At 60.9% G+C, this 18,556-nt stretch carries 21 protein-coding genes and 1 pseudogene; 9 read left to right on the forward strand and 13 right to left on the reverse strand.

All coding sequences use genetic code 11. The features are described 5' to 3' along the window. The first annotated feature begins 87 nt into the window (after positions 1 to 87). The 4 genes from BRX37_RS20940 to BRX37_RS20955 all read left to right on the forward strand — a co-directional run bounded on the left by BRX37_RS20940 (position 88) and on the right by BRX37_RS20955 (position 4,909). On the forward strand, positions 88 to 1,095 hold the full coding sequence (locus tag BRX37_RS20940) for a LacI family DNA-binding transcriptional regulator (protein ID WP_125989224.1): 1,008 nt from the start codon (positions 88 to 90) through the stop codon (positions 1,093 to 1,095). A gap of 4 nt (positions 1,096 to 1,099) precedes the next feature. Further along, entirely contained in the window at positions 1,100 to 1,939 is an 840-nt protein-coding gene (locus BRX37_RS20945) for a shikimate 5-dehydrogenase (protein ID WP_122130092.1), read from the forward strand. Positions 1,940 to 1,969: 30 nt separating this feature from the next. Beyond that, positions 1,970 to 2,965: a class 1 fructose-bisphosphatase gene (locus BRX37_RS20950; RefSeq protein WP_017503365.1), complete on the forward strand. Its 996-nt coding sequence runs from the start codon at positions 1,970 to 1,972 to the stop codon at positions 2,963 to 2,965. A gap of 333 nt (positions 2,966 to 3,298) precedes the next feature. Beyond that, positions 3,299 to 4,909 (forward strand): glycoside hydrolase family 32 protein, encoded by a 1,611-nt coding sequence (locus tag BRX37_RS20955; RefSeq protein ID WP_125989226.1) that lies wholly within the window; start codon positions 3,299 to 3,301, stop codon positions 4,907 to 4,909. A gap of 168 nt (positions 4,910 to 5,077) precedes the next feature. Here BRX37_RS20955 and BRX37_RS20960 read toward each other — a convergent pair whose 3' ends face one another. The 4 genes from BRX37_RS20960 to groES all read right to left on the reverse strand — a co-directional run bounded on the left by BRX37_RS20960 (position 5,078) and on the right by groES (position 7,962). Then, positions 5,078 to 5,365 carry a hypothetical protein gene (locus tag BRX37_RS20960; RefSeq protein WP_017503364.1) on the reverse strand — a complete coding sequence of 96 codons (288 nt, stop codon included), beginning with the start codon at positions 5,363 to 5,365 and terminating at the stop codon, positions 5,078 to 5,080. Positions 5,366 to 5,724: 359 nt separating this feature from the next. Beyond that, a complete protein-coding gene (locus BRX37_RS20970) occupies positions 5,725 to 5,910 on the reverse strand; it encodes an HP1242/YdcH family protein (protein WP_004209658.1) in 186 nt (61 codons plus the stop codon). 56 nt (positions 5,911 to 5,966) lie between these two features. Next, on the reverse strand, positions 5,967 to 7,592 hold the full coding sequence (groL, locus tag BRX37_RS20975) for a chaperonin GroEL (protein WP_017503363.1): 1,626 nt from the start codon (positions 7,590 to 7,592) through the stop codon (positions 5,967 to 5,969). Between the two features lie 55 nt (positions 7,593 to 7,647). Further along, positions 7,648 to 7,962 (reverse strand): co-chaperone GroES, encoded by a 315-nt coding sequence (gene groES, locus BRX37_RS20980; protein WP_017503362.1) that lies wholly within the window; start codon positions 7,960 to 7,962, stop codon positions 7,648 to 7,650. A gap of 271 nt (positions 7,963 to 8,233) precedes the next feature. Between groES and BRX37_RS20985 the strand changes: the two genes are divergently transcribed. Together BRX37_RS20985 and BRX37_RS20990 are read left to right on the forward strand one after the other, a co-directional pair. Further along, on the forward strand, positions 8,234 to 8,470 hold the full coding sequence (locus BRX37_RS20985; RefSeq protein WP_017503361.1) for a hypothetical protein: 237 nt from the start codon (positions 8,234 to 8,236) through the stop codon (positions 8,468 to 8,470). Continuing rightward, positions 8,467 to 8,736, forward strand: coding sequence for an usg protein (locus BRX37_RS20990; RefSeq protein WP_125989228.1), 270 nt, complete (start codon positions 8,467 to 8,469; stop codon positions 8,734 to 8,736). The genes BRX37_RS20985 and BRX37_RS20990 overlap by 4 nt, the downstream gene beginning before the upstream one ends. Positions 8,737 to 8,764: 28 nt before the next feature. On the opposite strand, the gene BRX37_RS20995 is transcribed toward BRX37_RS20990, so the two are convergent. The 6 genes and pseudogenes from BRX37_RS20995 to BRX37_RS21020 form a co-directional block, all read right to left on the reverse strand. After that, positions 8,765 to 9,247: an NADH dehydrogenase ubiquinone Fe-S protein 4 gene (locus BRX37_RS20995; RefSeq protein WP_069336890.1), complete on the reverse strand. Its 483-nt coding sequence runs from the start codon at positions 9,245 to 9,247 to the stop codon at positions 8,765 to 8,767. Continuing rightward, positions 9,231 to 9,746, reverse strand: coding sequence for an Hsp20/alpha crystallin family protein (locus BRX37_RS21000; protein WP_037522336.1), 516 nt, complete (start codon positions 9,744 to 9,746; stop codon positions 9,231 to 9,233). Before BRX37_RS21000 ends, BRX37_RS20995 begins: the two co-directional genes overlap by 17 nt. Before the next feature lie 100 nt (positions 9,747 to 9,846). Next, positions 9,847 to 10,320, reverse strand: a complete 474-nt coding sequence (locus BRX37_RS21005; RefSeq protein WP_017503643.1) for an Hsp20 family protein — start codon at positions 10,318 to 10,320, stop codon at positions 9,847 to 9,849. A 520-nt stretch (positions 10,321 to 10,840) separates the two neighbouring features. Further along, on the reverse strand, positions 10,841 to 11,032 hold the full coding sequence (locus BRX37_RS21010; protein ID WP_026109716.1) for a hypothetical protein: 192 nt from the start codon (positions 11,030 to 11,032) through the stop codon (positions 10,841 to 10,843). A gap of 48 nt (positions 11,033 to 11,080) precedes the next feature. Continuing rightward, on the reverse strand, positions 11,081 to 11,653 hold the full coding sequence (locus tag BRX37_RS21015) for a class I SAM-dependent methyltransferase (protein WP_017503644.1): 573 nt from the start codon (positions 11,651 to 11,653) through the stop codon (positions 11,081 to 11,083). 466 nt (positions 11,654 to 12,119) lie between these two features. Further along, a pseudogene (locus BRX37_RS21020) lies at positions 12,120 to 12,998 on the reverse strand (site-specific integrase); the annotation flags it as partial. Here BRX37_RS21020 and BRX37_RS21025 point away from each other — a divergent pair. After that, positions 12,940 to 13,893 (forward strand): xanthine dehydrogenase family protein molybdopterin-binding subunit, encoded by a 954-nt coding sequence (locus BRX37_RS21025; RefSeq protein WP_081260921.1) that lies wholly within the window; start codon positions 12,940 to 12,942, stop codon positions 13,891 to 13,893. The pseudogene BRX37_RS21020 and the gene BRX37_RS21025 overlap by 59 nt on opposite strands. On the opposite strand, the gene BRX37_RS27665 is transcribed toward BRX37_RS21025, so the two are convergent. The 3 genes from BRX37_RS27665 to BRX37_RS21040 form a co-directional block, all read right to left on the reverse strand. After that, a complete protein-coding gene (locus tag BRX37_RS27665) occupies positions 13,833 to 14,582 on the reverse strand; it encodes a TMEM175 family protein (protein ID WP_081260918.1) in 750 nt (249 codons plus the stop codon). The two genes, BRX37_RS21025 and BRX37_RS27665, sit on opposite strands and share 61 nt — an antisense overlap. Positions 14,583 to 14,588: 6 nt before the next feature. Then, complete coding sequence (locus BRX37_RS21035; protein ID WP_206434201.1) at positions 14,589 to 15,419, reverse strand: aldo/keto reductase; 831 nt, start codon at positions 15,417 to 15,419, stop codon at positions 14,589 to 14,591. A gap of 75 nt (positions 15,420 to 15,494) precedes the next feature. Next, positions 15,495 to 16,073 (reverse strand): TetR/AcrR family transcriptional regulator, encoded by a 579-nt coding sequence (locus BRX37_RS21040; protein WP_234781428.1) that lies wholly within the window; start codon positions 16,071 to 16,073, stop codon positions 15,495 to 15,497. 138 nt (positions 16,074 to 16,211) lie between these two features. Between BRX37_RS21040 and BRX37_RS21045 the strand changes: the two genes are divergently transcribed. Then, positions 16,212 to 17,201 carry a zinc-dependent alcohol dehydrogenase family protein gene (locus tag BRX37_RS21045; RefSeq protein ID WP_063975928.1) on the forward strand — a complete coding sequence of 330 codons (990 nt, stop codon included), beginning with the start codon at positions 16,212 to 16,214 and terminating at the stop codon, positions 17,199 to 17,201. A gap of 102 nt (positions 17,202 to 17,303) precedes the next feature. After that, a complete protein-coding gene (locus BRX37_RS21050; protein ID WP_026109579.1) occupies positions 17,304 to 18,413 on the forward strand; it encodes an S-(hydroxymethyl)glutathione dehydrogenase/class III alcohol dehydrogenase in 1,110 nt (369 codons plus the stop codon). Positions 18,414 to 18,556 lie beyond the last annotated feature (143 nt).

Raw genomic sequence — 18,556 nt, forward strand, 5'->3', positions numbered from 1 at the left:
TGATTCTGTCAATACACTTGCATTTACCCCCTGCGATCGGCCATATCTCGGGCAGAATTGAGAGAGGATGAGGAAAACGATTTTCCCATGACGGTCGGAATCAAGGACGTAGCGCGAGTGGCCGAAGTATCGCCTGCCACCGTCTCCCGGGTACTTTCGGGGCGTGCGGTTGATCCAGCCATGCGCGACAGGGTGCTCGCAGCGGTCAGGACAACAGGCTACCGGCCCAACCTCGCGGCCCGTCGGCTCCGTTCGCGCCACAGCAACACGATCGGCCTCATCGTTGCAGATATCCGCAACCCCTTTTTCACGGCAGTGTCTCGCACGGTCGAGGATATCGCCTATGAACGCGGCCTGCGGGTTATATTGTGCAATACGGATGAAGATCCCGCCAAAGAGGCGATGTATCTCCAGTTGATGCAGGAGGAACGGGTGACAGGGGTGATCCTGGCACCCACTCGGCAAGGCGCCAAGAAGGCATCGCAGACAAAGGCAGAGCATCCCATCATCCTGATCGATCGCGTAGCAGCGACGACCACGGACTGCGTCGTGCTCGACAATGATGCGATGGCTCGCACACTGGTTGCCCATTTGCATGCGCAGGGAATCAGATCGATTACCGGCCTGTTCGGCGCAGCCAGCACCACGGGTGCCGAACGACGCGCCGGCTTTGAGCAGGCAGCCCAAATGATCGGCATCCCTACGCGATCCCTGTCTGTGCCGCATGGAGAGGGTGAAGCGGAGAGGCTGGTCAGCGCTCTCCTGCAAACGCCTGATCGGCCCGAAGCGATCATTGCGAGCAATGGCCTGATGCTGATGTCGGTATTGCGAGCCGCACATGCGCTGGGCCTGAGCGTTCCCGGCGACTTCGCATTGGCTGGGTTCGACAATGACACCTGGACGGAATTTGCAGCTGATGGACTGAGCGTTATCGAACAACCCGTGGAGGAGATCGGGCGCACCGCCATGGCCATGCTGCTCGACCGTCTCGACCATCCGAACGCCGCCGCTCGTAAGGTGGTTCTGAGCGGGCGTCTCATCATCCGCGGATCTACGATCCGTCGTGAAAAATCAGCAAACCAGAATGGGGTATGAGGATATGAAACCGCCAATCGGCAGGGACACCAGATTGTGCATGTCGCTGTCAGGTCGCCCTGGTAACGCCGGATCCCGCTTCCACAATTGCCTCTATGAGATTCTGGGGCTGGACTATGTCTATAAAAGTTTCAGTACACAGGATCTGGCAGCTGCGATCGGCGGCATCCGCGCGTTGAATGTGCGCGGATGCGCCATTTCCATGCCGTTCAAGGAAGCGGTCATTCCTCTGATCGATGACCTTGAAAGCTCAGCCCGTGCAATCGACAGCGTCAACACCATCGTCAATGATGATGGCCGGCTGACTGGCTACAACACTGATTATGTTGCGGTTCGCCAGCTTCTCGAGAAGCGCATCGAAAAACCGGTACCATTTTTACTCCGAGGAAGTGGTGGAATGGCGAAAGCCGTCGCGGCCGCGCTTAGAGATGCTGGCTTCGCCAACGGCACGATCATCGCGCGCAACGAAATGGCCGGGCAGGCGATCGCAGACCAATATGGCTTTTGCTGGCAGGCTGATCTACCGCCGGATAGCGCACCACTGCTGATCAATGTCACGCCATTGGGTATGGAGGGCAAGGACCGAGACGCCTTGGCGTTCCGCGCAGAGCAGATCGCGGCCTGCAGCACCGCTTTCGACGTCGTTGCCCAACCGGTCGACACCCCTTTCGTCCGCGCAGCCAGAGCTGCTCGAAAGAGCGTGATTTCCGGCGGAGAGGTCATCGTCCTGCAAGCGGTGGAGCAATTTATTCTTTACACGGGCGTGAGCCCCGGCGCCGACGACATCCGTGAAGCAGCGCGATATGCCCACGGCGCAGACGTCGCTGCACGAATAGCTGATTAAGCCCCCTCCCCCTCAATGCAAAGGCCTTCCATGCAAGCCATCTCCCTCAGCCGTTTCCTGATCGAGCAGCAACGCCAGGCCCAGGCTTTGCCAGGAGAATTGCGCCTGCTCATCGAAACGGTCGCACGCGCCTGCAAGACGATCAGTCACGCGGTATCCAAGGGCGCACTGGGTGAAGTTCTTGGTAGCCTGGGCAGCGAGAATGTTCAGGGAGAGGTTCAGAAAAAGCTCGATGTCATTGCCAACGAGCTATTGCTCGATGCCAATGAATGGGGTGGCCATCTGGCAGCCATGGCTTCCGAGGAGATGGAGACCCTCTACCCTATTCCCAACCGCTATCCCAAAGGCGAATATCTGCTGCTGTTCGATCCGATCGACGGCTCAAGCAACATTGATGTCGACCTGAGCGTCGGAACGATCTTCTCCGTACTCAAGGCACCCGAAAATGCTTCAGGGCGCGAGGTAACAGAGCAGGACTTTCTGCAACCCGGCATACATCAGGTCGCAGCCGGCTATGCCATATATGGACCACAAACGCTGCTGGTTCTGACAATTGGATCTGGTGTCTATGAATTCACTCTCGATCGTGAAATCGGCTCATGGCGGATGACCGACGGCCCCATGCAGATGCCCCAGGGCAATCGCGAATTTGCCATAAACATGGCGCGTCGCCGCCAATGGTCGCCGCAAATCATACGCTATGTCGACGAACGAATTCAGGGGGCGGAAGGGCCTTTGGGCAAGGACTATAACATGCGCTGGACGGCCTCGATGGTGGCCGATGTACACCGCATCCTGAAAAGAGGGGGTATCTTCCTTTACCCTAAAGATGCCCGCCCGGATGGTACGGCCAGACTACGCCTGATGTACGAGGCAAATCCGATGGCCTTTCTGGTAGAGCAGGCAGGCGGCGCAGCCATCGACGGCGAACAGCGACTGATGGAAGTCCTGCCATCAAAACTTCATCAGCGCATTGGGGTGATTCTGGGTGACAAGGAGGAAGTCACATCACTGCTGAGGGACTGAACACCCAAAAAAAAGGGCGCCTCTCTGCATAATATAGATAATTTCAATAAGTTAACTGAAAAAACGTCAAACACCCAATCCTGCTAGCAATCTTGACGCAACTAAATCACATATATAGATTTAGTTGCGTCGATCATGGAAAGCATGACGCCGCACAGGATGGAGAGGGTGATGAAGGTGCATTCCGTCAGACGCAGCTATCTGACCGGCACACAGATATCGCGAACCTCTCCCTCAACCTGAATGCAATCAAAACATCGTTGCGATGCACCACAAGCGTGTTTGCCAACGACAATCAAAAAACAAAAAAAAGTTTGAGAGAGGAGTAGGCCGGTGGCGATTACCCCCTTTTTTTCACGCAGACAAACATTGGAAATGCTCGCCGCCTTTCCAATGCTTTCATCCTGCGGCAGCGAAGCAGAACCTGCAATTGGCGCAATGCCTGTATCGAGTGGAACCCCCGATTCTACTGGTTTACCAACGGCAACCCCGATTAGCGGACGACCACGATATCATATCGCGGCCCCGGCAGGAGGCTGGATCAACGACCCACAGCGCCCTGTGCGAATGGGAGATCACTGGTCGATTTGGGCGCTCTTCAATCCAACCTATCCCACCGATGGCACTGAATGGCGCCGCTGGACCTCAACAGACCTCGTCACTTGGCAGGATCAAGGTATATCGATCCCACGCCGCACAACATCCTTTGGAGACATCTGGACCGGGAGCGCGGTTGTCGATGTCACCAATACTGCCGGATTCGGCCCCGGCGCACTGATCGCGCTCGTTACCATGCCCGCAGACAATGCCGCCGGGCAAAACCAGTCCTGCGCACTCTGGTACTCTCTTGATGAGGGTGCCAGCTTCACCTTTCACGACATCGTGCTACCCAATTTCCCAGGCAACAGGCAGTTTCGCGACCCCACGATTTTCTGGCACGAGACCAGCGGCAATTGGATTATGACGCTGTCAGAGGAAGGCAAGATCGGCATCTACACTTCGCCAGATCTCAAGCACTGGACTTATTCAAGCGGTTTTCTGTCAACGGTCGTCGGGGGCGTGATGGAATGCTCGCATCTCTTCAAACTGCATCTATACAATCCAGACGGCACAACTTCGGTAGACAAATGGGTTTTGCTGGTAGGCGGAGATGGGACGGCTTCTGGATTCACGGGTGGAACCTGGTACTGGGTGGGCGAATTCGATGGCACGACCTTCACGGCCAGCACTCCCGACGGCCAATGGCTTGATGGCGGAGCTGATTTCTACGCGGCCGTTATATGGAATGACCCGCATGCAGCCGATCCCATTGCTTGTGCATACTCAATGGGATGGATGAACAACTGGGCATATGCGAACCAACTGCTGCCGACCTACGATTACCGAGGTCAACTCAGCCTTGTTCGCGAATTGCGCCTACGATTGATCAACAATGTACCGCGACTTTTTAGCACCCCTCTACCAGCACAGAACAAGATATTCGCGCTTACTGCCCAGGGCTCTGATCAGACGATTGCAGATGGTTATGATTATATCTGGCCCGACAATGCTAGAATGGTTGCGGGGCGGATCGACCTCACGCTCAACCGGATCGGATCGGCTTGGCCATCAATAGTGTGGCTATCCGTCCGCAGAGGTTCCGGTTACTCCACTCAGATCTGCTTTGAGCTAGGTAATAATAGGGCATTTATCAGACGCGTGACCAGTGGCCCTGAAGCGCCTGACAGCGAGGCGTGGCGCCTAGATCGAAGTCTACCATGCGATTTTTCGGAAGGTGTAGTAGAAATTAGCTTGTTTATCGACATTTCGTCCGTAGAGTTATTTTTAAACAATGGAGAAGCTACGCTATCGCAACTTATCAATGCGCGCATATCCGACACGTCTTTGAATCTAGCGACTGTACAGGGTAGTGTAATGGTATCAAAAGTTTCAATATCAAGTTAAGTCTATCAGCATGAATCATCGAACAATTACGTGCTGACGTCAGCACATGGAATTTTATGTGAACATAAGCTAGCCAATAATTGCTTCTTCCTTCAATTTGCTCCGCGCCACCTTAAAGATGAATCGTCATCATCCAGATGGCGTGGCTTGTTCGGGCACGATCAGGTCCTAGAGCCCAAGACCACGGCCTAGCGAGCGGCCGAGATGCCGTTGGAGATCCTGCGACAGCGATTGGCCGCTTTGGGAAGACAGACCCAGTTCCTGGGTGCGATTGCGCAGCAGCGACTCCAGCTGTGGATCGCGTTCCAGCCCCTTCGCCATGCCCGCCATAGCCTCACGCACCTTCCCGCTTGCGTTATGGTCGCCGCTGCGGCTGAGCGCTTGACGCTGGCTGTCGCTGCTTTGCCAATCGGCAATGAAGCGGTCTGAACTGATGCGGTGGATGCCTCCCTTCATCGATCAGGAATGAGCCATCGGTGCCGCGCGTGACGGCAAGACCACTATCCAGGATGAAATCGATTTCCTCGCCCCTTTCCATCTGGACGATAGTGTGTCGCCGGCCACTCTCGCCAGCTGCAGGCAGCCGTTTCGTTACGCGCCAGCATCGGCAGGATCCTTGGCGTGTCCCATAGATTGTTGCTGACAGAGAAAGGAGCCCCGGCGGCTGGCTCGAGGCTCCCCTGTCCATCCTCGCGAGCTTCCCCGAACGGGGCGGACGACCATGCAACGCAGATGGGCGCCATCGGGTTTCCGGCAAAAGCTCGCTGCCGGTAAGCGGCGGGCACTTGCGCGGATCGTCCGCATCGGACTCTCGCTCAAGCGGCTTCGCGCTCTTCCGCGTGACCCGAGCAGGCCGCCATCTGGTCCTTGACCGCCAGCTTCAGCTTCTTGAGCCGGCCGATCAGGAAATGGCGCGGATGGAGACGCTTCTCCTCTTCGCGGATTTCGGCTTCGAGACGCGCATGTTCGCGCTCGAGGTAGCGCAGATAGTGGTCGTTCATCGTCGAGTTCCTCATGTTCGATGATGGGGCCCGGCCGCAGCCGGGCCCTTCGTCTGTTAGTACTCCATTTCCGGCATCGCGGCCCTGGCGCCCTTGTCATCCTTGGGCGCTTCGGCGACGAGCGCCTCGGTCGTGATCAGCAGCGAGGCCACCGAAGCTGCGTCCTGGAGCGCGGTGCGGACCACCTTGGCGGGATCGATCACGCCGGAGCCGACCAGATCTTGATACTGGCCGGTAGCGGCGTTGAAGCCCCAATTGTAGTCCTCGCTCTCCAGAAGCTTGCCGACGATGAAGGCGCCGTCCTCGCCGGCATTGTCGGCGATCTGCCGTGCCGGCGCGCGAAGTGCCCGCCGCACGATATCGATGCCCGACTGCTGGTCGTCGTTCGCGGCCTTGAGGCCGTCGAGCGCCTTGAGCGCGCGCAGCAGCGCAATGCCGCCGCCGGGCAGAATGCCTTCCTCGACCGCAGCGCGAGTGGCGTGAAGCGCGTCGTCGACGCGGTCCTTTTTCTCCTTGACCTCGACCTCGGTCGCGCCGCCCACGCGGATCACTGCTACACCGCCCGCGAGCTTGGCCACGCGCTCCTGCAGCTTCTCGCGGTCGTAGTCGCTGGTCGTGGTTTCGATCTGCGCCCTGATCTGCGCGACGCGGGCATCGATGTCCGAACGCGCGCCGGCGCCATCGACGACGGTGGTGTTGTCCTTGTCGATGATGACTTTCTTGGCGCGGCCGAGCATGCCGACCATGACATTTTCGAGCTTGGTGCCGAGCTCCTCGCTGACGACATTGCCGGCGGTGAGGATCGCGATGTCCTCGAGCATCGCCTTGCGGCGATCGCCGAAGCCCGGCGCCTTGACCGCCGCGACCTTGAGGCCGCCGCGCAGCTTGTTGACGACGAGCGTCGCCAGCGCCTCGCCCTCGACGTCCTCGGCGATGATGAGCAGCGGTCGGCCTGACTGGACGACCTGCTCGAGCAGCGGGATCATCGCCTGCAGGTTAGAAAGCTTCTTCTCGTGGATGAGAATGTAGGGATCTTCGAGTTCGACCTTGAGCTTCTCCGTATTCGTGACGAAATAGGGCGAGAGATAGCCGCGGTCGAACTGCATGCCCTCCACAGTCTCGAGTTCGGTCGCAAGGCTCTTGGCTTCCTCGACGGTGATCACGCCCTCGTTGCCGACCTTCTCCATCGCCTCGGCGAGAATGCGGCCGACTTCCTCGTCGCCGTTCGCGGAGATGGTCGCGACCTGGGCGATCTCGCTGTTGGCGCTGACCTTGCGAGCATGGGTTTCGAGGTCCCTGACCACGGCGCCGACGGCGAGATCGATGCCGCGCTTGAGGTCCATCGGGTTCATGCCGGCGGAGACCGCCTTCGAGCCTTCGCGCACGATCGCCTGGGCAAGCACGGTGGCTGTAGTAGTGCCGTCGCCGGCCTTGTCGTTCTGCTTCGACGCAACCTCGCGCAGCATCTGCGCGCCCATGTTCTCGAACTTGTCCTTGAGTTCGATTTCCTTGGCGACGGTGACGCCGTCCTTGGTGATGCGCGGCGCGCCGAACGATTTCTCGATGACCACATTGCGGCCCTTCGGACCCAGGGTCACCTTCACTGCGTTGGCCAGCGTATCCACGCCGCGCAGCATGCGATCACGCGCGTCGGACGCAAACTTGACTTCCTTGGCAGCCATTGTCTCGTCTCCTTTCTTCGATTTCCTTCCACGTGTCAGAGGATGCAGGTCGCTGTCAGGCGGCCTGCTTGAGCTCTGCCTTGGCCTCGATCACGCCGAGGATGTCGCTCTCTTTCATGATGAGCAAATCCTCGCCATCGATCTTGACCTCGGTCCCCGACCATTTGCCGAAAAGCACGCGGTCGCCTGCCTTGACGGCGAGTTCAACGAGCTTGCCGCTGTCGTCGCGCAGGCCCGCGCCGACGGCGATCACTTCGCCTTTCTGCGGCTTTTCCTTGGCGGTGTCGGGGATGATGATGCCGCCCGAGGTCTTCTCCTCGGCTTCGATGCGGCGGACGACCACACGGTCGTGCAAGGGGCGGAAATGCATGCATAACCTCCAGATGCAAAACTGAGATGTGATAGGCCCGGCGTTTATTCGAACGTCAGGTGACGCGGAATTAGGAAAGCTCATTTTTTGCGTCAAGATGGTGCGCGAAATTTTTGGCACTCGCAGGCATCGAGTGTCAGGTGCCGGCTTATCGAGTTGTTACGGTGCGATTTTCCCTCTTGACGCGACTCGCCAGCGTTCCAAAATTTGCGGCGTGGGCGGCGCGCCCGCTCATGAGAAAGGAGCGACACCAAAGGAAGGAGGCAGAGCCATGTCGCAGCCATTTTCCCGCTATCTTCATCCCTTCGACGTTGCGCACAATCCGAGCCTGGAGCCGGAAGTGAAGCGCGCCATTCTGGCATCCTGGGCGTCCGACCGCGCCGCCGTGCGCGACCATCCCGGCCTGCGCATGCCGCCCGGCGCCACGCGCGCGGTGCCGATCGATGACATCCTTGCCGCCATGCATGCGATCGACAGGCCCGCGGAAGGTTCCCGCGCTTCGCCATGAGCCGACGCGATGTCATCCGGCAGCTCGAGGGCCATCGGCTGACGACGGCAGAAATTCGTTACTACCGTCCGGATGTGCCCTCGCTGCTGCAGCTGTTCGTTTGGCAGGAGTACGATCTCGCGCCCGACTTTCCAAGGCTGTTCGCGTTTCTCGAGCATTGGCGACGCGAGATCGAGGCCCCGCTCCACTCGGTGTGCATTTCCCATGAGGGGATGATCCGCCCTACCGAGTGGCGCGCGGTCGATGGTGTCATCGATATCCGGTGACGCGCAGTCTGCTCAAGTGCGCCGCTACCTATGCAGATTTGCGATCAACCTCCTCATTGGCGGCCGTGCTGGCGCAAGGGAAATTGCCGCAGCACAGGGCATGCGGGCCTGTGGGCCAGCAGCAAAGCACGGGACCCACAACATCGGGGATAGTTGGACGGATTTGGCCCGGCGATGGCGCCGACCGGCATTCGAAGATGAGACCCTGCGTCTGACAATATCGCTCGGCCGAGGCGCGGTCAGGAAAGCGCAGTTCGATCGTCGCGAGGGGATCGCCTCCGCCGGTCCAACCCATCAGCGGGTCGGCAACCGGGCCCCAGCGCGGCGCAAACCTGACCCGCCATCGATTTTGGCGGCGTAGGCCGCCACTTGTCGCCAAGGCCAGCGGCTCGATAATCGCCTTAGCACCGAGCGGGAACGAGGTCGCACCCGCGAGGGCAACCGCCTGGTTGTCGTTAGCCGAAGGCCCGGACTCGAAAGTCCGGGCCCGGCCGTCAGCGGGCGCCGCCATTGACGGGAATCCGGCGGATGTGCTGCTCCGCCGCCTCTGTCCTCGGCAGCGTGACCGTCAGCACGCCGTTTTTGAAGGTGGCTGCGACCTTGTCGCGTTCGATGCCCCTGGGCAGGCCGATGCGGCGCTCGAAGCGGCCATAGCTGCGCTCCGAATAGCCGCGATCCTTGTCCTCGACTTCGGACTTCTTTTCGCCACGCAAGGTCAAGGCGCCGTCCTCGACGAAGATCTCCACGTCCTTCTCGTCGAGGCCCGGCAGTTCCGCCGTTACCCGAATCTCCTTGTCGGTCTCGCCCAGCTCAAGATGCGGCCATCCTGACATGCGGTCGAAGCCGGCGAAGGCGGGCATGCCGAAGTTGCGAAAGACATCGTCGAAGAGACGGTTCACGTCGCGGTGAAGCGACTGCAGCGGATGGGTTTCCCTTTCCCGCTCGGCGCTGACCGGAACGGGCAGCCGGTTTTCCTGCCGGCTCCAGGGAATGAGATCACGAATAGCCATGATGACATCTCCTTTTCTGGCTGGATGAAAGGCTGAACCTGCCGGACGCCGCGTGCGGGGGGTATTGGAAGGCGGCGCCGGCAGGCCGATGGGCGCGGGATCAGGCCGGCTCGGCCGCCTTTTCCTTCTCTTCGCCCAGTCGCTTGTTGTTGGAAGCGGCGCCGAAGATCTCGATGCGGCGCGGCTTCATCGCCTCGGGCACGACACGCGTCAGCTCGATCGACAGGAGGCCGTGCTCGAAGTTCGCATTCCCGACCTCGATGAAATCGGCGAGCTGGAAGCGCCGCTCGAACGCCCGGGCCGCGATACCGCGATGCAGGTATTCGCCCTTGTCGGCGTCATCGGCACGCTTGCCGGTGACCGAGAGCAGGTTCTGGTGCGCGACGATCTCGATATCCTCGGGCTTGAAGCCGGCGACCGCGATGGTGACGCGGAAATTGTCGTCGTCGATCCTCTGGATGTCGAAGGGCGGATAGCCATCTTCCTCGCGCGCACCCGCTTCGAGCAGGTTGAACAAACGATCGAAGCCGACCGTCGAACGGCGATAGGGCGTAAAGTCAAAGTTCGGTCTCATCTCCAAATCCTCCAAATGAAGCAATTCGGGCATGAGATGCGCCAGTAACCAAGAGCCGGCGCTCTCATGTGTCCAACCGGACCCGGTTTGGCGTCCGGTACCCGTGAGCTAATTTTGGTCGCGCGGCTTTCAAGATAGTGCGGCCAAAAAATTTTTGCGGCGCGCGCAGATTTGCTCAGGCGCTGTGCTCAGCCGGGGAACCGAACGCCAGCAAGACCAATTTACCGGGCGATTTCAATCCAAATAGAGGTAATGTGTTCTCATGAGGTACCGACTGCTGCGCGATGACGACCGCTCGGTGGCAACTACGAGCGAGGATCTCGAGGCGAACTGGCCGCGACGACGTGGGCTCGCGCATGGCTCGAAGACCATGCCGATCACGATCGCTACCGGCTCGAGCCTATGGGCGGTTCGCGGCCCATGCTGATGATTCGAACGGTCGCCGGACAATGGTACGCTATTCTGATTGCTGCAGAGACGGAACGCACCTGAGCTTGCCGAACGACGCGCAAATTTCGCGTCAGGACGCGGGACCACCCTCTTCGTAGATCGGGCCAAGCGCTAGCCAGCGTCCGCTGCGCGAGCGCTCGATTGGTGTGCCGCACCTGTCGCACAGCGCCGAAAGGTCGCCGCCCCGCTTGCGCCGGCTGACCGAAATTATCGGCGGCCGGTGCCGTTCGATGAGACAGAACAGCAACCGCGCGTCGATCATGCTGGCATTGCCTCGTCATGCCGCGATCTCGCTTGATGCCATTACCGATCACTGCCGCTTTCCTGTCGCCCAATAAAGATGGCAGGGCGGGATGTTCCTCCATTCGTAGCTTTCGCGCAGGCTCGCGAAATGACGCCTCAGCAGCGGACGGATGGCGGTGCGCATCTGGTAGGCCGCCAGCGTGCCGCACGGCGACATGGCCCGCACCGTCTCGCGCATGATCGCATCGGCGTCGCCCGGCTCGAGCGTCGAGAAGGGCAAGCCCGTTAAAATACAGTCGGCCTCGCCCAGTCCATGCTCGGCAAGGTGGCGATTGACGTCCTGCGCCGTTCCTTGAACGACGATGAGCCGGCGATCGTCGCAGCGCTGCCGCAAAGTTTTGACGAATCTTTCGCCGGTCTCAATCGCCAGAAGAACGGCATCGCGCCGCATGCGCTCCAGCGCTTCGAAGGTAAAACGCCCCGTGCCCGGACCATATTCGACCAGAATGCTGATGCGCTGCCAGTCGAGCGGGGCGAGCATGCGGCGAACCATGCGCGCGCTCGCCGGGACGGCCGAGCCGACCATGCCGGGATTGCGCACAAACTCCGAGACTGCCACCCAAGCTGAATCCTGCGCCATCGCTCTCTCCTTGCAACCGTGACAACGATACTCGCGGCCAGTGGTTCGCGGGGAGTGAAGCAGTACCTCGAACTGCGCCGGTGCGATGATAGTCGTGCTCATCCTGTTCGGCGATTCGCTGGTCCATGGCCTCCTCTCGCCGCTTGGCTCGGCCTAATGGGCGGCGGCCATTGCTATCATCATAATCGAGCGATTGCCCGCCGGGCTGATCGGCATGATCGCTTTCAGGGCGGCGCGGCACGAGAAGTCGATGCTGACCTTTTTCGGCCTCCTAGTGTCGGATCTTTTCACTATATAGCTTATGGGGTCAACGACGGCCCGTTTGCCGGTTGCCACCGGCTGCGAACCCCTGCGGATTGTCGGCCCCTGGTCATCCTGCCGGCCAAACGATCGATGAATATCGGGTTCTGACAAGAGCTGCCCTCCGATCCATCGCTTGCGAACGGCAGCAAAGTCGCAGGCCAAGTCATTCCATCTTCGTCATCAAGCGTCCTGCCGCGCCATGCTCGGCGGCAAGGTTACGGTAATAGGCAAGCGGCATGCGAGGGGATTTCCACCGCAGTGCATCCATGATGCCAGCGAGATCCTCGCCGCTGGTGAACAGATCCTGATTCAGCCCCACACGCGTGGAATGCGCGCTCACCCCCTTCAGGAGCCGGTCCAGGTCATCCTTCGTTAGATCGGGCAGCACCCCAGCATCAAACGCGCGCTGAATGATCGCCCGGTAAATCGGCCCGATCGAGCCAGGATGCAGCGCCCCCTGCCCTACATCATATTCGATCCTTGCCGCTACGGCGGGCCTGGGCAGCGTCTTGCGCAGATCCCATGCCTCGCGCCCAGAAATGCTCTCGATCCGCCGCCCCGGCACGGCTTTGCGCGCCTTGTAACGCCGCACCTGCACACGGCTGAAGATCGTCCCTACCTCGATCCGCGCTGCCGCCCGCCAGGCCGCGATCGCCCGCACGGATCGCGGTGAGAGATAGGCCGTCGCCCCCTCCCCTTCCTGATCGCCTTCGCTGCGCGCAATCATCAGCAGGCGCGCCTCAGGGTCTATCGCCTCAATGATGTGAGAAAATTCAACCGCCACCAGTTCGGAGGCCCGCAGGCCGGTATCGTAGGCAACCGACAGCAGCGCCCTATCCCGCAAACCCGGCAGGTCACCACCACAGCTTTCGAGCAGCGTCCGCACATTTAATCCCCGCGGCGCGTCCCGCTCGACATCGCGCACGGGGCCTTTGAACCGCAGCGGTCGCGCCTGCTTCTGTGCCGTGCCCATCCGGCGACGAATGCCAGTTAGCCGAAGCTTCACAAGTGGGTCATTGGTCGGGTCCGCCAGTCCGAGCACTGCCAGCGCCAAGTTCAGGGCCAACGGACGTTTGGAAGTAGCTTGCGCGACGTCGGACATCGGGACCGGCAGCTACACGGTCATGACCTTGGTCGCCGCCGACACGCTCGGCCTGCCGCCCGAGCAGATCACCGCCAAGCTGGGCGACTCAGACCTGCCGACCGCCCCGGTCGAGGGCGGGTCGTGGGGCGCCGCCTCGTCCGGCTCAGCGATGCAGCTGGCGTGTCAGGCAGTAGGCAAGAAGCTCCTTAAGGCGGCCGGCAAGATCGCTGGTGAACCACTGGGCGACGCGAAGATAAACGACGTGCTGTTCGAGGACGGCTGCCTGGTGCTCAAGGACACGCCGACCGTGCGGGTGCCGTTCGGCGATGCGATGCGTGCCGCTGACCTGGCGGCGATCGAAGAGGAAGCCACCGCTGCGCCCAGGTTCGGCGACATGTGGAAGGGTCTGCACAAATCCAAGAACACCCACAGCGCGATCTTCGCGGAAGTGAAGGTTGACGAGGAGCTGGGCGTGGTGCCGGTCACGCGTATCGTCGACGCGGTCGCCGCCGGCCGTATTATCAACCCGAAGACAGCGCGCAGCCAGATCCTCGGCGGCGTGGTGATGGGCATGGGCATGGCGCTCCACGAGGAGACCTTCTCCGACCACCGGCTGGGTCGCTGGATGAACCACAACTTCGGCGAATACCATGTGCCCGTGCATGCCGACATTCACGATATCGAAGTGATCTTCGTCGACGAACCCGATCCCGAAGTGACCCCGCTCGGGGTCAAAGGGCTTGGCGAGATCGGCATCGTCGGCACCGCTGCTGCGATCGCCAATGCGATCTATCACGCGACCGGTAAGCGGGTGCGGTCCCTGCCAATCACGATCGATAAAATCTTGGGCTGATTAGCCGAAGTCGGCATCCGCCGTGCCGGGTCTATAGCCGGTCTCAGCCATTCTCCGGTTCTTGACCCAGCTTGTAGATGGGTTTTGCTGGCGGAACGATATAGCTCAACGTAACGATCCCCGCGACGATAAGTCCAGCACGCCAATCCCAGAAAGCCAAAGCGAAGGAAGCCCAATAGGCTCCGGCAGTGATGCCGAATTTGAGGGTTGTTCGCCTGAGGTAGGCGTCCGTCAGGCGCGGGTCTGGAAGACCTCTCGCGGTGGCGTATACCCAACGAAGAAACTACCAGGTCGCCGGTGTCGCTGCTACGCCCAGATACCAAAGGGCGGCGGTGGTATTCTCCGCATCTCCGCTGAGGTGTTCGACCAACGGGCGCGCGGGAAATGGAGTGATGCTGACGACAGCCAGAAAGCCAATGCCGAGCAGATTGTAGCCGTGATCGGTTCTCCAGCAGCTTGCCGCTGAAATGGCTGTGCGCCCAGTAGAGGCTGATCAAAACCACGCTAAGGGCGTAGGCCGCATATTCCGGTGCCAGCTTTAGGTATGCCGCTGCCAGGTCGCCGTCGGTCGGCTCTGGTGCGTGTAGTTCGGTCACCGGGAGGGTGATGGCAATTGCCAGCACCGCGTCCATGAATGCCTCGAGGCGGTCCGATTTGCGTTTGGTTGCTTTGAGAGAGGATGTCGCCATCTGACGCTACAGCATTTCGAGTGGGCGACGGCCCGCTGGCCGGGGAAATGCCGCATCGAGTGTCGCAAGGTCGGCGTCGGAGAGGACGATATCTGCGGCCGCGCGGTTCTCCCGCACATGTGCAATCGAACTCGCTTTCGGGATGGCGATGAGGCCATCGTGGCGCAACGTCCAGGCAAGTGCGACCTGCGCAGGGGTTGCGCCAACCTTGGCCGCTACTTTGTCGAGGGCGGGATGGCTTGTGAGGCGTCCCTGCTCGACGGGACTATACGCCATCACTGGCACTTTGTGCTGGGCGAGCCACGGTAACAGGTCCAACTCGGGGCCTCGACGCACGAGGTTGTAGAGGATCTGATCGGTCACGCAGCCATCCCCGCCGGCAGCGATAAGCTCGTCCATATCGTCGGTATCGAGGTTGCTGACACCCCAATGCCTAATTTTCCCCGCTGATTTTAGCGCCTCCATTGCCTCTATCGTCTCAGCGAGCGGCACTGATCCCCGCCAGTGGAGCAGGTAGAGGTCGAGCCGATCGGTGCCGAGCCGCTTCAGGCTCGCCTCGCACGCACCGGCAAGGCGGGAGCGCGATGCGTTCTGTGGATACGCCTTGCTGACGAGGAATAACTGGTCGCGACGGTCGCCGAGCGCTTCGCAGATCAGCGCTTCCGCCGCACCATCGCCATACATTTCAGCGGTATCGACGAGCGTCATGCCCAACTCGACACCGGCGCGTAGCGCAGCGATCTCATCGGATCGCCGCTCGGCACGTTCGCCCATCTTCCAGGTGCCTTGACCCATTGAAGGAACCACTTCCCCGCCGGGCAATGTCACGTGTTTCATGTGCTTTCGTCCTATGAGATGAGTTCGACTGTTCGGTCGCGGGAGGCGGATTGGCAGATGACCACCATGTAGTGATCATATCGCGGCCGGCCATCGATCGAGTGCCATTTTGGCGATGGAGAGCAGTTCGTTGATCGTAGCGCCGTCGCGCGCCTGAACGGACATGCCTTCCATGACCGTATTGATGAATTTGCCTAGCACGGCCGGATCGGAGTTGGCCGCAAGCTCGCCCTGCGCGGCGCCGCGTTGCAGACGCTCGATCAGGAGGGCCTCCGCCGCGATACGCTTGTCGCGCAGCAGGCATTCGATGGCGGCGGACGCCGGCGAAACGGCTGCCGCTGCAGAATACATGAAGCAGCCGGCCGGCGTTCCGGGTTCCGAGAATGATGACGCCGCCCGTTCCAGCAGGCCTTTGACGGCCTCGTAGGTGGACAACGCCGGATCGTTGATGGGTGCATAGAGGTGGACGCTGAACGTCGCGGCGTAGCGCTCGATCACCGCCGCAAACAGCCCCGCCTTGTTGTCAAACGCTGCATAGAGACTGGCGGCGGCGACACCAGTCTCCGCCACCAGATCGGCCATCGATGTCGCCTCGTAGCCGCGCTGCCAGAACAGCCGCACCGCCTTGTCGAGCGCAGCGTCAGTGTCGAACACACGAGGGCGACCTGCGCGGCGACGGGATTTCGTCTCTGTCATCTCTGGCGCACGATATGGAACGATCGATAAATAATATCTTGAAGCTGGTGGCGCACACCGATACAGAACAATCGTTCAATAATCAAGGAGTGTCCCATGAGCCGCATCGTCCGTATCCATGAATATGGCGACGCCAGCGTCCTCAGGATTGAAGATGTGGCAGTGCCCGGGCCCGCGGCCGATGAAGTGCAGATCGCGGTGAAGGCGATAGGCATAAACCGCGCCGAGGTGATGTTCCGCAACAATGCCTACCTTCAGGAAGCCGAGTTCCCGAGCCGCCTCGGCTACGAGGCTGCCGGCACTGTCGTTACGGTCGGCGCGGACGTGACCGGGTTTGCGGAAGGCGAAGCCGTCAGCGTCATCCCCCCGCTCGATATCGCACGCTGGGGCACCTATGGCGAAGTCGCCAACGTGCCCGCCCGCCTCGTCGTCAAGCATCCGGCGGCGCTGTCGTTCGAGGAAGCGGCGGCCGTGTGGATGCAGTATGTCACCGCCTGGGGTGCACTGGTGGAGCAGGCGAAACTCGGCGAGGGCGATTTCGTCATCGTCACTGCTGCCTCCAGCAGCGTCGGCCTTGCTGCCTTCCAGATTGCGCGGATGGTCGGCGCAACGGTAATCGCGACGACACGTACCGGCGCCAAGCGCCAGGCCCTGATCGATGCCGGTGCACATCATGTCGTCGCGACCGAGGAAGAGGATCTGGTAGCGAGGGTGATGGAAATAACCGATGGTCAGGGTGCGCGCGTGGTGCTCGATCCGGTCGGAGGCCCGTCGTTCGAGCCGCTGACCCAGAGCATGGCACGCGGCGGCATCCTGCTCGAATATGGCGCGCTCAGCGGCGAACCGACGCCGTTCCCGTTGTTCTCCGTGCTGGGCAAGAGCCTCACGCTCAAGGGGTATCTCTACAGCGAGATCGTCTCGGACGATGCCGCCCTCGATCGCGCCAAGGCGTTCATCGTGGCGGGTCTGGAATCGGGCGCGCTCAAGCCGCGGATCGCGCGCACTTTCCCGCTCGACGCCATCCAGGACGCTCACCGCTTCCTCGAATCGAACGACCAGATCGGCAAGGTCGTCGTTACGGTCTGACCGGAATACCGGGGGGAGTGAGCGATCGCTCCTCCACGAATTTGTGCTGACGCGACGGCCTCGCGCCAGCAATCAGTTTAACTCAACGAGGGGTATCCCAACATGAAATCTCGCGCCGCTGTAGCCTTCGAGGCGGGCAAGCCACTCGAAATTGTCGAGATCGATGTCGCCCCACCCCGGAAAGGCGAAGTCCTCATACGGGTGACGCACACCGGTGTGTGCCACACCGACGCGTACACGCTGGCGGGGAGTGATCCGGAGGGTGTTTTCCCGGTGGTTCTGGGCCACGAGGGCGCGGGCATCGTTGTCGAGGTCGGTGAAGGCGTCACCAGCGTCGGACCGGGCGATCACGTGATTCCGCTCTACACCGCCGAATGCGGCAAGTGCGACTTCTGCCTGTCGGGCAAGACCAACCTGTGCGTCGCTGTCCGCGAAACGCAGGGCAAGGGCTTGATGCCCGATGGGACCACCCGCTTCTCGTATAATGGTCAGCCCCTCTATCATTACATGGGCTGTTCAACCTTTAGTGAATATACTGTCGTCGCCGAAGTCTCGCTCGCCAAGATCAATCCCGAGGCAAACCCCGAACATGTCTGCCTGCTCGGCTGCGGCGTCACGACCGGCATCGGCGCAGTCCACAATACCGCCAAGGTCCAGCCCGGAGACTCGGTCGCCGTGTTCGGCCTCGGCGGCATCGGCCTCGCGGCGATTCAGGGTGCGCGCCAGGCGAAGGCGGGTCGCATCATCGCCATCGACACCAATCCGTCCAAGTTCGAGCTGGCACGCCAGTTCGGTGCAACCGAGTGCATCAACCCCAAGGACCATGACAAGCCCATCCAGCAAGTGCTGATCGAGATGACGGGCTGGGGCATCGATCATACCTTCGAGTGCATCGGCAACGTCCACGTCATGCGCGCCGCGCTTGAATCAGCGCACCGTGGCTGGGGTCAGTCGATCGTGATTGGCGTTGCCGGCGCGGGCGAGGAAATCTCCACCCGCCCATTCCAGCTCGTCACGGGCCGCGTATGGAAGGGGTCCGCTTTCGGTGGCGTCAAGGGACGGACACAGCTCCCCGGCATGGTCGAGGACGCGATGAGAGGCGATATCGATCTGGCCCCATTCGTAACCCACACGATGGGTCTGGAGGAGATCAACGAGGCCTTCGCACTGATGCACGAAGGCAAGTCGATCCGCACGGTCATTCACTACTGACCCGCCGATCCGACGCGGCGCGAGGCGCTGGGATCGACAACTCGGCCGTCATCATGGCCCGACCCGGGCCATGATGAACCGCGCTCTGGCAAATGGGCAAAGCGTCGCGATGCGGTAACAAGCGCCGAAGTGCGGTCGTTACA

The sequence above is a fragment of the Sphingomonas sp. S-NIH.Pt3_0716 genome (genome assembly GCF_003950715.1).
Lineage (GTDB): Bacteria > Pseudomonadota > Alphaproteobacteria > Sphingomonadales > Sphingomonadaceae > Sphingobium > Sphingobium yanoikuyae_A.

What these genes read in the sequence shown, in the direction of transcription:
- BRX37_RS20940 (WP_125989224.1), top strand. Translation starts at nt 88, where the DNA reads ATGACGGTCGGAATCAAGGACGTAGCGCGAGTGGCCGAAGTATCGCCT.
- BRX37_RS20945 (WP_122130092.1), top strand. Translation starts at nt 1,100, where the DNA reads ATGAAACCGCCAATCGGCAGGGACACCAGATTGTGCATGTCGCTGTCA.
- BRX37_RS20950 (WP_017503365.1), top strand. Translation starts at nt 1,970, where the DNA reads ATGCAAGCCATCTCCCTCAGCCGTTTCCTGATCGAGCAGCAACGCCAG.
- BRX37_RS20960 (WP_017503364.1), bottom strand. Translation starts at nt 5,365, where the DNA reads ATGAAGGGAGGCATCCACCGCATCAGTTCAGACCGCTTCATTGCCGAT.
- BRX37_RS20970 (WP_004209658.1), bottom strand. Translation starts at nt 5,910, where the DNA reads ATGAACGACCACTATCTGCGCTACCTCGAGCGCGAACATGCGCGTCTC.
- groL (WP_017503363.1), bottom strand. Translation starts at nt 7,592, where the DNA reads ATGGCTGCCAAGGAAGTCAAGTTTGCGTCCGACGCGCGTGATCGCATG.
- groES (WP_017503362.1), bottom strand. Translation starts at nt 7,962, where the DNA reads ATGCATTTCCGCCCCTTGCACGACCGTGTGGTCGTCCGCCGCATCGAA.
- BRX37_RS20985 (WP_017503361.1), top strand. Translation starts at nt 8,234, where the DNA reads ATGTCGCAGCCATTTTCCCGCTATCTTCATCCCTTCGACGTTGCGCAC.
- BRX37_RS20990 (WP_125989228.1), top strand. Translation starts at nt 8,467, where the DNA reads ATGAGCCGACGCGATGTCATCCGGCAGCTCGAGGGCCATCGGCTGACG.
- BRX37_RS20995 (WP_069336890.1), bottom strand. Translation starts at nt 9,247, where the DNA reads ATGGCGGCGCCCGCTGACGGCCGGGCCCGGACTTTCGAGTCCGGGCCT.
- BRX37_RS21000 (WP_037522336.1), bottom strand. Translation starts at nt 9,746, where the DNA reads ATGGCTATTCGTGATCTCATTCCCTGGAGCCGGCAGGAAAACCGGCTG.
- BRX37_RS21005 (WP_017503643.1), bottom strand. Translation starts at nt 10,320, where the DNA reads ATGAGACCGAACTTTGACTTTACGCCCTATCGCCGTTCGACGGTCGGC.
- BRX37_RS21010 (WP_026109716.1), bottom strand. Translation starts at nt 11,032, where the DNA reads ATGATCGACGCGCGGTTGCTGTTCTGTCTCATCGAACGGCACCGGCCG.
- BRX37_RS21015 (WP_017503644.1), bottom strand. Translation starts at nt 11,653, where the DNA reads ATGGCGCAGGATTCAGCTTGGGTGGCAGTCTCGGAGTTTGTGCGCAAT.
- BRX37_RS21025 (WP_081260921.1), top strand. Translation starts at nt 12,940, where the DNA reads ATGCCAGTTAGCCGAAGCTTCACAAGTGGGTCATTGGTCGGGTCCGCC.
- BRX37_RS27665 (WP_081260918.1), bottom strand. Translation starts at nt 14,582, where the DNA reads ATGGCGACATCCTCTCTCAAAGCAACCAAACGCAAATCGGACCGCCTC.
- BRX37_RS21035 (WP_206434201.1), bottom strand. Translation starts at nt 15,419, where the DNA reads ATGAAACACGTGACATTGCCCGGCGGGGAAGTGGTTCCTTCAATGGGT.
- BRX37_RS21045 (WP_063975928.1), top strand. Translation starts at nt 16,212, where the DNA reads ATGAGCCGCATCGTCCGTATCCATGAATATGGCGACGCCAGCGTCCTC.
- BRX37_RS21050 (WP_026109579.1), top strand. Translation starts at nt 17,304, where the DNA reads ATGAAATCTCGCGCCGCTGTAGCCTTCGAGGCGGGCAAGCCACTCGAA.